The sequence below is a fragment of the Micromonospora sp. KC213 genome (assembly GCF_004348325.1).
GTDB lineage: Bacteria > Actinomycetota > Actinomycetes > Mycobacteriales > Micromonosporaceae > Micromonospora.
This window is the reverse complement of record NZ_SMKF01000151.1, coordinates 1-15,013: the sequence shown is the minus strand read 5'-3', so window position 1 is coordinate 15,013 and position 15,013 is coordinate 1. Positions and strand designations below refer to the sequence as shown.

Here is a 15,013-nt window from a genome sequence, read left to right as displayed (position 1 = left end):
CCCCCGCCGTGCCGCCCTCGGTGGCACCCGCCCGCACCGTGCCGGCCGAGCCGTCGTACGGCTTCTCCGTCGGCACCCCCACGGTGGCCAACCCGGTCGTCAGTCCGCTGCCGAGGCGGACCCCGGTCGCCGAGCCCGCGCCCGCCCCGGCGCTGCCGCTCGGGCCGGTCGCCGGAGCGTCCGGCGCCGAGCCACCCATCGCGGCGGCTCCGCTCACGCCGGCGGCACCGCTCACCGACATGTCGGCGCCGGTCACCGCGGGATCGCCGTTCGCCACGGCCTCGCCGCCGCCCGCCGCCGGGGTGACGTACCCGGCGACCGTGCCGGCCGCCCCGGTGGTGGCCCGTCCGGAGCGTCCGGCGGACTCGCCGATCTTCCGGGAGATGGAGGCGGTCTGGTTCCGCTCCCACGGGGACGACGCCACCGCCATCTTCACCCGGCCCAACTTCGACGAGAAGCCGCCGCCCGCAGCCTGGCGGGACGAAACCCCCGCGACGCCGTCCCGGCCGCCACTGCCGACCCGGGTGCCCAGCACGCCGAACGTCGCCGGAACCCCGTCGGTCACGCCACCCTCGTCGTACCAGCCGCCGGTGCCCCCGGCCGCACCGTCCGCCCCGGAGTCGGACGCCTGGCGGACCGCGGCCGACGAAGGCTGGTCGCGGGCGAACCGCGCCGCCGAACCGGCCGCCGGCGGAACCACCCGTTCGGGGCTGCCGAAGCGGGTGCCCCAGGCTCAACTCGTTCCCGGCGGCATCGAGCCGAAGGGGGGCCGGGACCGCAGCCGGCGCACCCCCGACGAGGTACGCGGCCTGCTGTCCGCCTACCACCGGGGCGTGCAGCGCGGCCGGTCGGCCGGTACGGAACAGAACAGCACCTCTACCAAGGAGACGCGCCGATGAACAGGCCAGCGGCCATGCAGGACATGGGTTGGCTGCTCACCAACTTCGCCGACAGCGTGGCGGGCATCGCCCACGTGGTGGCGGTGTCCGCGGACGGGCTGCTGCTCGCCTCATCCCGGGACCTGCCGCCGGACCGGGCGGACCAACTGGCGGCGATCACCTCCGGCGTGGTGAGCCTGACCGAGGGCGCCGCCCGGATGTTCAGCGCGGGTGGGGTGCTTCAGACCGTCATCGAGATGGACAGCGGCTACCTGTTCCTGATGTCGATCAGTGACGGCTCGTCGATGGCCGTGCTCGCCGCTCGTAGCTGCGACGTCGGGCAGGTCGGATACGAGATGGCCCTGCTGGTGGAGCGGGTGGGCGCCGCGCTGGTGCCGCTGCCGCGCGACGCGGTGCGTTCCTGACCGGCACGGTACGACGCCGGGCGCGCTCGCGCCCGGCGAGGAACGGGGGAAGCGGTACCGGCGCGACGCCGGGCGGGAGGAGGTGACACGGATGGAACCACGGCGGGACCCGCGCGGTGCGTTGGTGCGACCGTACGCGGTCACCCGGGGGCGTACCGAGCCGAGCCGGGACATCGCCCTGGAGGCGGTCATGTCGGCCACTCCCACCCAGGCGGCCGAGGCACGGTTCGCCGGCTACGACAAGTACCGCATCGCCACGGTCTGCGAGGGTCGGGCGCAATCGCTGGCGGAGATCGCCGCGTACACCCGGATGCCGCTGGGCGTCACCCGGGTGCTGGTCGCCGACATGGTGGCCGACGGCCTGCTGACGCTACACACTTCCGCTCCCGCCACGGGCTACGAGGAGCGAATGAACCTGCTGGGAAGGGTGCTAAGTGGACTTCGCGAACTATGACCCCGCCGGGGCGCACCGTAGCCGGGAGATCATCTCCGCGAAGATCGTGATCGCGGGTGGTTTCGGTGTGGGAAAGACGACCCTGGTAGGGGCGATTTCCGAGATCACGCCGCTGACCACCGAGGCGCTGATGACGTCGGCCGGGGTGGGCATCGACGATCCGTCGAAGGTGCCCGGCAAGGAGACCACCACGGTCGCCATGGACTTCGGCCGGATCACCATGGCGCAGGATCTGATCCTGTACCTCTTCGGAACCCCCGGTCAGACCCGGTTCTGGTTCATGTGGGACGAGATCATCCGTGGCGCGGTGGGCGCCGCTGTGCTGGTGGACACCCGCCGGATCACTGACGCCTTCGCGCCGCTGGACTACTTCGAGAACCGCCAACTGCCGTACGTGGTGGCGTTGAACCGTTTCGACGGCGCACCGCACTACGAGCTGGACGAGGTCCGTGAGGCGCTGGCCGTCCCGTCGGACGTGCCGCTGGTGCTCTGCGACGCCCGGGACCGGGAATCGGTGAAGCAGGTGCTGGTGACCGTCGTCGAGCACGCCATGCAGCGTCTCGAGGCCGAGCATGGCCGGGGGTACGCCCCGGTCGGCTGAGCCCGGTACCGCCCGCCGGAGGGGCGCGCTGCACCGGGCGCGCCGCCTGCCGCACGGCGCGCCGGCCGCCGAGTCAGCCCTTCTGGCGTACATGGCGGTGTCGGAAGTCCTCCGACACCGCCATGTTCCGCAGCCGGCCTCAGCCCGCCGGGCCGCCCGGTCAGTCGATCCGCAGCCGGTAGCCGCGCTTGACCACGGTCTGCACCACCCGTGGCGCGTTCAACCCCACCCGGAGCCGGGCGACGGCCATCTCCACCGCGTGCTCGTCCGCACCCCGGGGCAGGGTACGCAGCAGCGCGGTGCGGGACAGCACCTTCCCCGGCGACGCGGCCAGTGCCCGCAGCACCGCCATCGGGGCGGGAGCCAGCGGGCGGAGATCACCGTCGACCACGGCGGCGTGCCCGCGCAGGGTCAGCAGGTGCCCGGCCGCCTTCACCGTCACCGTACGCCGCGGCAACTCGTCCACGATCTGCCGGACCAGCGCGCCGAGCCGGGCCCGACCCGGCGCGCTGACCGGCACCCCTCGGCGTACCAGTGGCTCCGCGGTGACCGCGCCGACGCAGCTGGCCAGCACGTCCCCGCGCAACGCCTCCAGCACGGTGTCCGCCCGGTCACCGGCCGCCCGCAGCATCGCCTCGGCCGCCGGTGCGGAGGTGAAGGTCACCGCGTCGACCAGTCGGCCGGCGACCAGGTCGATCAGCCGGTGCAGCGGGGCCGGGTCGGTGGGTGGTGCCCACCGGTAGACCGGTATCTCGATCACGGTGGCTCCGGCCGCCTCCAGCGCCTCGGTGCACTCCGGCTGCCGGTCGCCGTGCAGTTGCATGGCGACGACCTGACCGGCCACGCCCCGCCGGAGGAGGTGACCCACCACCTCCTCGCAGCTCTCCGAGTCCGGCGACCACTGGTCGTGCAGCCCGGCGGCCCGGATCGCGCCCCGCGCCTTGGGCCCCCGGGCCACCACGTACGCGCGGGACAGCACCGCACGCAGCGGCTCGGCCAACCCCCAGCCTTCGGCCGCCTCCAACCAGCCACGCATGCCGATGCCGGTGTTCGCCATCAGGACGTCCGGCGGCCGTTCCAGGCAGGCCCGGGTCGCCTCACGTAGGTCACTGTCGTCGGCCAGCGGCACGATCCGCAGGGCCGGGGCGAGCACGACCCGGGCGCCGCGCCGTTGCAGCAGCGCGGCCAGTTCGTCGCGGCGCCGGTCGGCGGTCACGCCGATGGTGAAGCCGGCCAGTTCATCCCGCATCACTCCTCCTGTCGCAACCACACCTCGACCAGCCCGTCCCGGCAGCGGACCCGGTGCACCGGCAGAGTCACTCCGGGCAGGTCCAGGCACTGTCCGGTCCGCAGGTCGTAGACCTGCTTGTGCAGCGGGGAGGCGACCGTCGGCACCCCGCCCCGGCTGCCGACGATGCCGCGGGACATCACGTACGCCCCGGCGACCGGGTCGAGATTGTCCACCGCGTACAACTCGTCGCCGGTGCGGAAGAGCGCCACCTGCACCCCGTCGACCAGGGCGGCCACGCCCCGGTCGGAATCCAGCCGGTCCAGCGGGCAGACCGCTGTCCAGTCCCGGGTCAACGCCGTGGTCATCGCCGCACCTCCGGCAGTCCCAGCGCGACGGGCTGACGCTCGCCGCCCGTCGGTGGCGCCCCGCGCGCCGGCACCCGCTGGCCGCGTTCCAGCGTGAAGTTGATCGACGGGTCGGGTACCTCGGGAGCGTTGACGAACGAGGCGAAGCGGCGCAGCCGCTCCGGGTCGTCGAGGACGTCGCGCCACTCGTCGGAGTACGACGCCACGTGCCGGGCCATCGCCGCGTCGAGTTCGGCGCAGAGACCGAGCGAGTCGTCCACGATCACCGAGCGCAGGTGGTCGAGGCCACCCTCCATCGCCTCGATCCAGGCGGCGGTGCGTTGCAGGCGGTCGGCGGTGCGGATGTAGTACATCAGGAACCGGTCGATCAGTTGGACCAGCGCCTCTGTGGACAGGTCCGTGGCGAACAGGTCGGCGTGCCGGGGCCGGAAGCCGCCGTTGCCGCCGACGTAGAGGTTCCAGCCGGTCTCGGTGGCGATGATGCCGAAGTCCTTGCTGCGGGCCTCGGCGCACTCCCGGGCACAGCCGGAGACCGCCGACTTGAGCTTGTGCGGGGCCCGCAGACCCCGGTACCGCAGCTCCAACGCGATCGCCAGCCCGACGGAGTCCTGCACCCCGTACCGGCACCAGGTCTCGCCGACGCAGGACTTCACCGTCCGCAGCGCCTTGCCGTACGCGTGGCCGGACTCGAAGCCGGCGTCGACCAGCCGGCGCCAGATCTGCGGCAGCTGCTCCACCCGGGCCCCGAACAGGTCGATCCGCTGCCCGCCGGTGATCTTCGTGTAGAGCTGGAAGTCGCGGGCCACCTCGCCGATCACGATCAGCTTCTCCGGGGTGATCTCCCCGCCGGGGATTCGGGGCACCACCGAGTAGCTGCCGTCCCGTTGCAGGTTCGCCAGGAAGTGGTCGTTGGTGTCCTGCAACGACGCCTGCTCACCGTCGAGTACGTGCCCGGCGCCCAGCGAGGCGAGGATCGAGGCCACCACCGGCTTGCAGATGTCGCAGCCGCGTCCCCGCCCGTGCTCGGTGACGAGCTGGGAGAAGGTACGGATACCCCGGACCCGGATGATGTCGAACAGTTCCTGCCGGCTGGCGTCGAAGTGCTCGCACAGCGCGGTGGACTGCTTGACCCCGGCCGCGTCCAGCAGCTGCTTGAGCATCGGCACGCAGGAGCCGCAGCTGGTGCCGGCCCGGGTGCACGCCTTCAGCTCCGGCACGTCGCAGGCGCCGCCGGCGATCGCCGTGTCGATGTCGTCGCGGGTGACCGCGTTGCAGGAGCAGACCTGGGCGGTGCCGGGCAGCGCGCCGGCTCCGGCGCCCGCCCCGCCGGCCGGCGCCAGCAACGCCAGCGGGGGAGCCGGCAACGGCCCGCCGACGCTGGCCCGCAGCGTCGGGTAGGCGCTGGCGTCGCCGACGAGCACGCCGCCGAGCAGCGTCTGCGCGTCGTCGGAGAGGACCAGCTTCGCGTACGAGCGGGTCACCGGGTCGGTGAACGTCACGTCCAGGCAGCCCGGCGTGGTGCCGTGGGCGTCGCCGAACGAGGCCACGTCCACGCCGAGCAGCTTGAGCTTGGTGGCGGTGTCCGCACCGGGGAAGGTCGCCGCGCCGCCGAGCAGCCGGTCGGCCACCACCTCGGCCATCGCGTACCCGGGGGCGACCAGACCGTGGCAGGTGCCGTCCACGGCCGCGCACTCGCCGACCGCCCAGATCCGCTCGTCGTCGGTGCGGCAGCTGGCGTCGACCAGCACCCCGCCGCGCGGCCCCACCGGCAGCCCGGCGGCCCGGGCCAGCGTGTCCTGGGGGCGGATGCCGGCGGCCACCACCACCAGTTCGGCGTCGACCGTGGCGCCGTCGGAGAGTTCCAGCCCGGCGACCGTGCCGTCCGGGCCGGGACGCAGCGCGGTGGTGGCCACCCCGAGGTGGGTGGTGACACCGAGGTCGGCGACCCAGCGGCCCAGCATCGCCCCGCCGGCCTCGTCGACCTGCACCGGCATCAGCCGGGGCGCGAACTCGATCACGTGGGTGTCCAGGCCCAGCAGGCGCAGCGCGTTGGCCGCCTCCAGGCCGAGCAGGCCGCCGCCGATCACCGCGCCGACCCGCCGGCCCGCCGCGTGGTCGCGGATCGCCGCCAGGTCGTCCAGGGTCCGGTAGACGAAGACCCCGGGCAGGTCCGTGCCGGCCACCGGCGGCACGAACGGGTACGAGCCGGTGGCGAGCACCAGCGCGTCGTACGGGTACTCACCGGCCGCGGTGGTGACCACCCGCCGCTCCCGGTCGATCCCGGTGGCCGGCTCGCCGAGGCGCAGGTCCACCCCGTCGTCGGGGGTGTGCAGGTTCAACTCCTCGACGCTGACCCCGTCGAAGAACGCCGAGAGCCGCACCCGGTCGTACGCCGGCCGGGTCTCCTCGGCGAGCACCGTCACCAGCCAGCGGCGGTCGTGGTCGCGGGCGCGTAGCGCCTCGACGAACCGTTGCCCGACCATGCCGTTGCCGACGACGACCAATCGTCCGCCGGTCATCGCGTCACCTCCTCGCGGTGTCATCGCGTTTGTTCTCGCCTCAGGTCCGCTCATCGGGGCACCGCCACGGAATCCGCCTCGGAAAGCCAGGCGACGATGCCGGCGACCGCGTCCCGGCAGCCGCCACAGCCGGTGCCGGCCCGGGTCGCGGCGACCACGTCGTCGACCGTCCGGGCGCCCGCCCGCCAGCAGGCCACCAGCGCCCGCTTGGGCACGTCGTTGCACTGGCAGACGGTCGTCGCGTCGGGCATCAGGGCCGGGGAGCCGGCCGGCGCCGCCGTCGTACCCAACGCCCGGCCCAGCAGCAACGCCCGCCGGTCGACGGGCACCGGGCCACCCCGGTCGAACAGCTGCACCACCGCGCCGACGGAGGGGTTGTCCCCGAGCAGGATCGCGCCGGTCAGCCGCTCCTGGTGGATACGCAGCCGGGCGTACGTGCCCCGGGCCGGGTCGGCGAAGGTCAGCTCCTCGCCGGGGCCGGTGGTCGGGTCGCCCATGGCGGCCAGGTCGATCCCGGCCGCCTTCAGCCTGGTCACCGGCGGCCGGGGCCGGTAGCGGGCGGTCGGGTCCTCTCCGGTGAGCACCTGCGCGACCACCCGGGCCTGCGCCCAGGCCGGGGCGACCAGCCCGGTCACCGCGCCGTCGTGCTGGGCGCAGTCGCCGATCGCCGAGATGTCCGGGTCGCTGCTGCGCAGCCGGTCGTCGACCACCACGCCCCGCTCCACGGTCAGCCCGGCGGCGGCGGCCAGCCCGGTTTCGGGGCGTACCCCGCAGGAGAGCACCAGCAGGTCGGCGGCGAGGGTGCGGCCGTCGGTCAGCCGCAGCCGGATCTCGTCGGCGTCCACGTCGACGCCGGACGCCGCGACCGCCAGTTCGGTCCGTACGCCCAGTTCCTCGAGGGTGCCCGCGAGCACCGCCCCGGCGGCCGGGTCGAGTTGCCGCTCCATCAGGTGCCCCATCGGGTGCACCACGGTGACGTCGAGGCCCCGGGCGGCGAGCCCGCGGGCCGCCTCCAGCCCGAGCAGCCCACCGCCGAGCACCAGGACGCTGCGGGCGTCCCGGGCGACGGCGAGGATCCGCCGGCAGTCGTCCAGGGTGCGGAAGGCGACCACCCGTGGCGGCAGGTCCGCCGGGTCGATCCCGGCCAGCGGCGGCACCACCGCCCGGCTACCGGTGGCGAGCACCAGGTGGTCGTAGCGGATCCGGTCGCCGTCGTCGGTGCGTACCTCCCGTGCGGTCCGGTCGACGCCGACGACGCCGATGCCGGTTCGTACGTCCACGCCCTGCCCGGCGACCTCGGCCAGTTCCATGTCCGGCTCGTCGATCTTCCCGGCGAGCAGCGTGGACAACATGATCCGGTTGTACGCGCGGTGCGGTTCCGACCCGAGGACGGTGACCTTGTGGTCGGCGCCCCGGGCGTGCAGTTCGGCGGCGAGTCGGGAGCCGGCCATGCCGTACCCGACGATGACGATGTTCATCGCCGTCCTCCGCCTGGTGCGGGCCGGTGGTGCGGTGCGGCGGTGCGGTGCGGGTCCTTGCGTTCGTTCATGCCTTCTCCACCCGTACGGCGCAGATCTTGAACTCGGGCATCCCGGAGACCGGGTCCGTCGCGTCGTTGGTCACGGAGTTGGCCCGGGCCGCGCCGCCCCAGTGGAACGGCGCGAAAACGGTGTCCGGCCGGATCGCCGGGCTGAGTCGGGCCGGGGCGCGCAGCTCGCCCCGGCGGGAGGTGACGACCAGTTCGTCGCCCTCCTCGACGTCGAGCCGGTCGGCCAGGTCCGGGTGCAGCTCGACGAAGCCGCGGGGCGCGGCCTTGCGCAGCGCGGCCACCCGCCGGGTCTGCGTGCCGGACTGGTACTGGGCGAGCACCCGCCCGGTGGTGAAGTGCAGCGGGTACTCGGCGCAGACCTCCTCGGCCGCCGGGCGGTGGCTCACCGGGTGGAACCGGGCCCGCCCGTCGGGGGTCGGGAAGCGGTCGGCGAAGAGGCGGGGGGTGTCCGGCCCGTCCGGGTCGGGGCAGGGCCAGAACGCCCCCTCGTCGCGCTCGATGCGCTCCCAGGTGACACCGGCGTAGTCGGCCGGCCCACCGGCGGAGGCCCGCCGCAGCTCGGCGAAGACCGTGCGGGGGTCGGTGGGGAACGCGGCGTCGGTGCCGGTCAGGCGGGTGGCCAGGCCGGCGAGGATGTCCAGGTCGGTGCGGACGCCGGGCGGCGGCGGGCGCAGGGCCTGCCGGCGCAGCACCCGTCCTTCCAGGTTGGTCATGGTGCCCTCCTCCTCGGCCCACTGGGCGACCGGCAGCACCACGTCGGCCAGCGCCGCCGTCTCGGAGAGCAGGAAATCGGCCACCACCAGCAGGTCGAGCCCGCGCAGCCGTTCGGTGACCCGGGCGGCCCGGGGCGCGGAGATCACCGGGTTGGAGCCGAAGACGAGCAGCGCGCGGGGCCCGCCGGGCATGCCGAGCGAGTCCAGCAGCTGGTACGCCGGCACGCCGGGGCCGGGCAGGTCGTCGGGGTCGACGCCCCACACCCCGGCCACGTGCGTCCGGGCCGCCGGGTCGTCGATCTTGCGGTACCCGGGGAGCTGGTCGGCCTTCTGCCCGTGCTCCCGGCCGCCCTGGCCGTTGCCCTGGCCGGTCAGGCAGCCGTACCCGGAGCCGGGACGGCCGGGCAGGCCGAGGGCGAGCGCCAGGTTGACGAACGCGCTGACCGTGTCGACCCCCTTGGCGTGCTGCTCGGCACCCCGGGCGGTGAGGATGATCGCGCTGCCGTCGGCGAGGGCCCGGACGGTCTCCTCCAGGTCGGCCACCGGCACCCCGGAGAGGCGTTCCACCTCGGCCGGCCAGTATCCGGCGACGGTGCGGCGGACCTCCTCGAAGCCGGTGGTGCGGGCGTCGACGTACGCCTTGTCGACCAGGCCCTCGGTGACGGCGATGTGCAGCAGCGCGTTGGCCACCGCCAGGTCGGTGCCGGGCAGCGGTTGCAGGTGCAGGTCCGCCTGGCGGGCGGTGGCGGTGACCCGGGGGTCGACCACGATCAGCCGGCCGCCGCGCTCCCGCTGGTCGGTGACGTGCCGCATCAGCGGCGGCATGGTCTCCGCCGGGTTCGCGCCGACCAGCAGCAGCGTGTCGGCCCGGCCCAGGTCGGCCAGCGGGAACGGCAGCCCCCGGTCGATGCCGAAGGCACGGATGCCGGCCGCCGCCGCGGAGGACATGCACCACCGGCCGTTGTAGTCGATGTTGCGGGTACGCAACGCCACCCGGGCGAACTTGCCGAGCGCGTACGCCTTCTCGTTGGTGAGCCCGCCGCCGCCGAAGACCGCGACCGCGTCCCTGCCGTGCGCGGCCCGGACGGCGTGGATGCCGGCGGCGACCCGGTCGAGGGCCGCCTCCCAGCTGGCCGGGCGCAACTCGCCGCTGGCCGGGTCGCGCAGCAGCGGAGTGGTCAGCCGGTCGGGGTGGTCCAGCAGCTCGGCGGCGGTCCAGCCCTTCTGGCAGAGGCCGCCCCGGTTGGTGGGGAACTGCCGGGGGAGCACCTCCACCCGGTCGCCGGAGTCGCGCAGGGTCATCCCGCATTGCAGGGCGCAGTACGGGCAGTGCGTCTCGGCCGTACGGGGTGGGATCCCCGGCCGGGTCGCAGCGCGTGCACCGTCAGTCATGCTGGAGAAGCGTGCCTGCGGGGGGTTTCCGGACCGGGTCTCGTTTGTTTCGGCCCTGTCAAGAGCGCCTCACACCGCACCCGGGGAGGGCGACCGGTGCGGCGCTCGGCGTGTCCGGTTCGCCGGTGAGCGCGGGAATGACTGCTGGTCATACCAGGCGTAAGCTGGTCGGCATGACTGCCAAGGTGACCCTGTCGTTCTCGGACGAGACGATCGAGGAGGCCCGCCGGTTCGCCAAGCGCGAAGGACTGTCGCTCTCCGCCTGGATGGACCAGGCGGCCCGGGAGAAGGCGCTCCGCGAGGTGTTCCGTGCGCACGCCGCCGCGGTCGGCCGGGCCGGGATCGACCTGGAGTCCGCCGCGCTCGCCGACGCCCGGGAGGTCGCCCTGGTCGACGACGCGCTCTTCGGCGGGCGACCGCGTGCTGCGTAGGGGTGAGGTCTGGCGGATCTCCGGAGCCCGCGAGCGGCTCGGCCTGGTGATCAGCTCCGACGTCTACAACTCGACCGACGTGCCCATCGTGATCGTGGCCGAGGTGGTGGAGACGGCTCTGCTGCGTGACTCCCCCCTCGCGGTGCCGATGGGCGGGTACGTGGTGATGCCGGACCGGCTCTCCTCGCCCATGAAGAAGTGGTTCACCGAGTGCGTGGATCTCGCCGACACCGAGACCATGCAGCGGGTGGCCCGGGCGCTGCGCATCCTCCAGCAGCTCTGAGCGCTCTCCTCACCATCGGGCGGACCGGCCGGTGCGATCACCGTTGCCTGCCCGACGTCGTCGGCGAAACGTTCCGGTAACGGCGGGTGCCTAGCTTTCACCCGGGGTCGCTCGACGCCGGCTGAGCCGGTGGGTCGTGCGAGCCACGACACAGCCCCGGCCGGAAGGAGCGCCTCATGACCACGACGACTGCGCCCGCCACATCAGCGGACGAGATCGACCTGCAACGCCGGCCGGGCCGGTGGATCGGCCACTGGGCCCCGGAGGACGGCCACTTCTGGCAGACCGTGGGCCGTGGGATCGCCCGGCGCAACCTCATCTTCTCGATCTTCGCCGAGCACATCGGCTTCTCCGTCTGGCTGCTCTGGAGCATCGTGGTCGTCCGGTTGGGCGACGTCGGATGGCAGTTGACCACCAGCCAGGCGCTCTGGCTGACCGCCGTGCCCAGCGGCGTCGGGGCGTTGCTTCGGCTGCCGTACACCTTCGCGGTTCCGATCTTCGGCGGGCGCAACTGGACCATCGTGTCCGCCCTGCTACTGATCATCCCGGCCGGGGGTCTGGCCTGGGCGGTCCAGCATCCGGAGATCGGCTTCCTGCCGCTGCTGCTGATCGCCGCCACGGCGGGCTTCGGGGGCGGCAACTTCGCCTCCAGCATGGCCAACATCTCGTTCTTCTACCCGGAGCGGGAGAAGGGCTGGGCGCTCGGCCTGAACGCCGCCGGCGGCAACATCGGCGTGGCCGTGGTGCAGTTCGTGGTGCCCCAGGTGATCGTGTTCGGTGGGGGCCTCGCGCTGGCCCGGGCCGGCCTGATGTACATCCCGCTGGCGGTGATCGCGGCGGTCTGCGCGTTCCTGTTCATGGACAACCTGGCCGAGGCCAAGGCGGATGTGGGCCCGGTGTGGTCCTCGCTGCGGCACCGGGACACCTGGATCATGTCGTTCCTGTACATCGGCACCTTCGGTTCGTTCATCGGCTACTCGGCGGCCTTCCCGACCCTGCTCAACGGGGTGTTCAACCGGCCCGACATCGCGCTGTCCTGGGCGTTCCTCGGCGCGGGGGTGGGCTCGGTCTGTCGCCCGTTCGGTGGGCGCCTCGCCGACGTGATCGGCGGCGCCCGGATCACGGTGGCCAGCTTCGTGCTGATGATCGGCGGGGCGTACCTGGCGCTGTGGTCGGTGCAGGAGCGCCGGTTGGGGTTCTTCTTCCTGGCGTTCATGCTGCTGTTCGTGGCGACCGGCATCGGCAACGGCTCGACCTACCGGATGATCTCCCGGATCTTCCAGGTGAAGGGGGAGGACCTGGGCGGTTCGCCGGAAACCATGCTGGCGATGCGCCGCCAGGCGGCCGGGGCGCTGGGCATCATCTCGTCGGTCGGCGCCTTCGGCGGTTTCCTCGTCCCGATCTGCTACGCCTGGGCGAAGTCGACCTACGGCGGCATCCAGCCGGCCCTGCGGTTCTACCTCGTGCTCTTCCTGGTGATGATCGTGGTGACGTGGGTCGCGTACCTGCGGCCGGGTGCGCGGATGGCACGGGCCGGGGTGTGATCCCGCTCATCGCCCCGCCGCAGGCCACGCCGGGTCCACCCCCGTTTTGACCTGCCGGCGGGGCGGCGGGTATCGTTGCCTGCTGTTGTACGACATTCTTAGGCGTGCCGCATCAGGTACGCTTGGTCGTTCGTGCGCGCTGGTCCGACCGGGAGGCCCTGGTCACCTCGGCGCGCGACCCCAGACCGACGACGAGACAAGGTAGACCTGTGCGTACGTACAGCCCGAAGCCGGGTGAGATCGAGCGTCAGTGGCACGTCATCGACGCCTCTGATGTCGTGCTGGGCCGCCTGGCGACCCACGCCGCCACGCTGCTGCGTGGCAAGCACAAGCCGACTTTCGCGCCGCACGTCGACACGGGCGACTTCGTCGTCATCGTGAACGCGGGCAAGGTCGCGCTGACCGGCAACAAGCGCCAGCAGAAGATCGCCTACCGCCACTCCGGCTACCCGGGTGGTCTGAAGCAGGTCGGCTACGACGAGCTGCTGACCAAGCGTCCCGAGCGGGCCATCGAGTTGGCCGTGAAGGGGATGCTCCCGCACAACAAGCTCGGCCGTCAGCTCATCAAGAAGCTGAAGGTCTACGCCGGTGCCGAGCACCCGCACGCGGCGCAGCAGCCGGTGCCGTTCGAGATCAAGCAGATCGCGCAGTGAGCGCGGGCGAAGGAAACAGCATGACCGACATCACCGAGACCGAGGTCGCCCCCGAGGCCACCGAGGCGCCGGCGCCCGTCGCCCGCGCGCCTCGTGGCGACCGCCCGATCCAGACCGTGGGTCGGCGCAAGGAGGCCATCGTCCGGGTCCGCATCGTCCCCGGCAGCGGCAAGATCACCTGCAACGGCCGTGACCTCGAGGCCTACTTCCCGAGCAAGGTGCACCAGCAGCTCATCAAGGACCCGCTGGTCACCGCCGAGAAGCCCGAGGCGTTCGACGTCATCGCCAACCTGCGTGGCGGCGGCACCACCGGCCAGGCCGGTGCCCTGCGGCTCGCCATCGCCCGCGCGCTGATCGTCAGCGAGCCCGACGACCGCCCGGCTCTGAAGAAGGCCGGCTTCCTGACCCGTGACGCCCGGGTCAAGGAGAGCAAGAAGTACGGCCTCAAGAAGGCCCGTAAGGCTCCTCAGTACTCGAAGCGCTGACCTTCAGCGGCACGTTGTACTTCTGACGAACGGCCGGGTCCGCCTTCCCTCGACGGGAGGCGGCCCGGCCGTTCGCTTCTTTCCTGGGACCGTTTCATCGGAGGTTGGCGGGTATGGGCCGGTTGTTCGGCACGGACGGCGTACGCGGGCGGGCGAACGCGGATCTCACCCCGGAGCTGGCGCTGGCGGTGGCGGTGGCCGCCGCGCACACCCTGGCCGAGTCGGACAGGAGCCATCCGCCGCTGGCCGTGGTCGGCCGGGACACCCGGGCCAGCGGCGAGATGCTGGAGGCGGCCGTGGTGGCCGGCCTGACCAGCGCCGGTGCCAACGTGGTCCGGGTCGGCGTGCTGCCCACCCCGGCGGTGGCGTTCCTCACCGCCGAGGCCAAGGCCGACCTGGGCGTGATGCTCTCCGCCTCGCACAACCCGATGCCGGACAACGGCATCAAGCTTTTCGCCGCCGGCGGCCACAAGCTGCCCGACGAGATCGAGATGCGGATCGAGGCGGCGGTCGAGGCGAACAGCACCACCGCTTGGAAACGTCCGATCGGCGCGGGTGTCGGCCGGGTGCACGACCTGCTCGACGGCGCGGACCACTACGTGCAGCACCTGGTCGGCACGGTGCCGCACCGGCTGGACGGGATCAAGGTGGTGGTCGACTGCGCCAACGGCGCGGCGGCCGAGGTCGCCCCGGTCGCCTACCGGGAGGCCGGCGCGGAGGTGATCGCCATCCACGCCGAACCGGACGGGCTCAACATCAACGACGGGTGCGGCTCCAACCACATCGACGCGCTGCGCGAGGCCGTGGTCCAGCACGGCGCGCACCTGGGGCTCGCGCACGACGGCGACGCCGACCGGTGCGTGGCGGTCACCGCCGACGGGGTCGAGGTCGACGGCGACCAGTTGATGGCGATCCTCGCCCTCGCCATGCAGGAGTCCGGCGCGCTCACCCAGGACACCCTGGTCGCGACCGTGATGAGCAACCTCGGCCTGCGCCTGGCGATGTCCGCGCGGGGCATCCGCCTGCTCGAGACCAAGGTCGGCGACCGGTACGTCCTGGAGGAGTTGCGCGCCGCCGGTCTCGCCCTCGGCGGCGAGCAGAGCGGCCACATCGTCATGCCGGCGTACGCCACCACCGGCGACGGGGTGCTGACCGGGCTGCACCTGATGGCGCGGATGGCGCAGACCGGCAGGTCACTGGCGGAACTGGCCGCGGTGGTGACCAAGATGCCACAGGTGCTGATCAACGTGCCGGTGGGTGACCGCACCGTCGGCGCCGCCGCGCCCGCCGTGCGTACCGAGGTGGAGCGGGCCGAGGCCGAGCTGGGGCAGACCGGCCGGGTGCTGCTGCGCCCGTCCGGCACCGAGCCGCTGGTACGGGTGATGGTGGAGGCCGCCACCGAGGCGACCGCCCGGTCGGTGGCCGAGCGCATCGCCGACCAGGTCCGCGCGGCCAGCCCGCCCGCCTGACCGCCGCCGCCCACCCGGTCC

The 15,013-nt window shown here is 73.2% G+C and carries 14 protein-coding genes and 1 pseudogene; 10 read left to right on the top strand and 5 right to left on the bottom strand.

Annotation, left to right across the window (positions count from 1 at the left end; translation table 11 throughout):
- The 4 genes and pseudogenes from E1166_RS32245 to E1166_RS24015 all read left to right on the top strand — a co-directional run.
- A pseudogene (locus tag E1166_RS32245) lies at positions 1-899 on the top strand (ATPase); the annotation flags it as partial.
- On the top strand, positions 896-1,303 hold the full coding sequence (locus E1166_RS24025) for a roadblock/LC7 domain-containing protein (RefSeq protein WP_088976088.1): 408 nt from the start codon (positions 896-898) through the stop codon (positions 1,301-1,303). The pseudogene E1166_RS32245 and the gene E1166_RS24025, both read left to right, overlap by 4 nt.
- Before the next feature lie 91 nt (positions 1,304-1,394).
- Positions 1,395-1,757 (top strand): DUF742 domain-containing protein, encoded by a 363-nt coding sequence (locus E1166_RS24020; RefSeq protein WP_132268708.1) that lies wholly within the window; start codon positions 1,395-1,397, stop codon positions 1,755-1,757.
- The gene (locus tag E1166_RS24015) at positions 1,738-2,358 is read left to right on the top strand and encodes an ATP/GTP-binding protein (protein ID WP_132268706.1); all 621 of its coding nucleotides are present in this window, start codon (positions 1,738-1,740) and stop codon (positions 2,356-2,358) included. The genes E1166_RS24020 and E1166_RS24015 overlap by 20 nt, the downstream gene beginning before the upstream one ends.
- Positions 2,359-2,518: 160 nt before the next feature.
- Here the strand turns inward: E1166_RS24015 and E1166_RS24010 are convergent, their stop codons facing one another.
- The 5 genes from E1166_RS24010 to E1166_RS23990 all read right to left on the bottom strand — a co-directional run bounded on the left by E1166_RS24010 (position 2,519) and on the right by E1166_RS23990 (position 10,127).
- Positions 2,519-3,607 carry a uroporphyrinogen-III synthase gene (locus tag E1166_RS24010; protein ID WP_132268704.1) on the bottom strand — a complete coding sequence of 363 codons (1,089 nt, stop codon included), beginning with the start codon at positions 3,605-3,607 and terminating at the stop codon, positions 2,519-2,521.
- A complete protein-coding gene (gene nirD / locus E1166_RS24005; protein ID WP_132268702.1) occupies positions 3,607-3,954 on the bottom strand; it encodes a nitrite reductase small subunit NirD in 348 nt (115 codons plus the stop codon). The genes E1166_RS24010 and nirD overlap by 1 nt, the downstream gene beginning before the upstream one ends.
- Positions 3,951-6,473: a nitrite reductase large subunit NirB gene (nirB, locus tag E1166_RS24000; protein ID WP_132342233.1), complete on the bottom strand. Its 2,523-nt coding sequence runs from the start codon at positions 6,471-6,473 to the stop codon at positions 3,951-3,953. Before nirB ends, nirD begins: the two co-directional genes overlap by 4 nt.
- A 50-nt stretch (positions 6,474-6,523) precedes the next feature.
- Positions 6,524-7,951 (bottom strand): FAD-dependent oxidoreductase, encoded by a 1,428-nt coding sequence (locus E1166_RS23995; protein WP_132268697.1) that lies wholly within the window; start codon positions 7,949-7,951, stop codon positions 6,524-6,526.
- 67 nt (positions 7,952-8,018) lie between these two features.
- Positions 8,019-10,127 carry a molybdopterin oxidoreductase family protein gene (locus E1166_RS23990; RefSeq protein WP_132342231.1) on the bottom strand — a complete coding sequence of 703 codons (2,109 nt, stop codon included), beginning with the start codon at positions 10,125-10,127 and terminating at the stop codon, positions 8,019-8,021.
- A gap of 173 nt (positions 10,128-10,300) precedes the next feature.
- Here E1166_RS23990 and E1166_RS23985 point away from each other — a divergent pair, with 173 nt between their 5' ends.
- The 6 genes from E1166_RS23985 to glmM all read left to right on the top strand — a co-directional run bounded on the left by E1166_RS23985 (position 10,301) and on the right by glmM (position 14,992).
- Positions 10,301-10,558: a DUF6364 family protein gene (locus E1166_RS23985; RefSeq protein WP_132268692.1), complete on the top strand. Its 258-nt coding sequence runs from the start codon at positions 10,301-10,303 to the stop codon at positions 10,556-10,558.
- Complete coding sequence (locus E1166_RS23980) at positions 10,548-10,841, top strand: type II toxin-antitoxin system PemK/MazF family toxin (RefSeq protein WP_132342229.1); 294 nt, start codon at positions 10,548-10,550, stop codon at positions 10,839-10,841. Before E1166_RS23985 ends, E1166_RS23980 begins: the two co-directional genes overlap by 11 nt.
- Positions 10,842-11,017: 176 nt before the next feature.
- Positions 11,018-12,385 carry a nitrate/nitrite transporter gene (locus E1166_RS23975; RefSeq protein ID WP_132342227.1) on the top strand — a complete coding sequence of 456 codons (1,368 nt, stop codon included), beginning with the start codon at positions 11,018-11,020 and terminating at the stop codon, positions 12,383-12,385.
- Between the two features lie 209 nt (positions 12,386-12,594).
- On the top strand, positions 12,595-13,038 hold the full coding sequence (gene rplM, locus E1166_RS23970; RefSeq protein ID WP_088982094.1) for a 50S ribosomal protein L13: 444 nt from the start codon (positions 12,595-12,597) through the stop codon (positions 13,036-13,038).
- 20 nt (positions 13,039-13,058) lie between these two features.
- A complete protein-coding gene (gene rpsI, locus E1166_RS23965) occupies positions 13,059-13,523 on the top strand; it encodes a 30S ribosomal protein S9 (RefSeq protein WP_088647409.1) in 465 nt (154 codons plus the stop codon).
- 113 nt (positions 13,524-13,636) lie between these two features.
- Positions 13,637-14,992 (top strand): phosphoglucosamine mutase, encoded by a 1,356-nt coding sequence (gene glmM, locus E1166_RS23960; RefSeq protein ID WP_132342225.1) that lies wholly within the window; start codon positions 13,637-13,639, stop codon positions 14,990-14,992.
- Positions 14,993-15,013 lie beyond the last annotated feature (21 nt).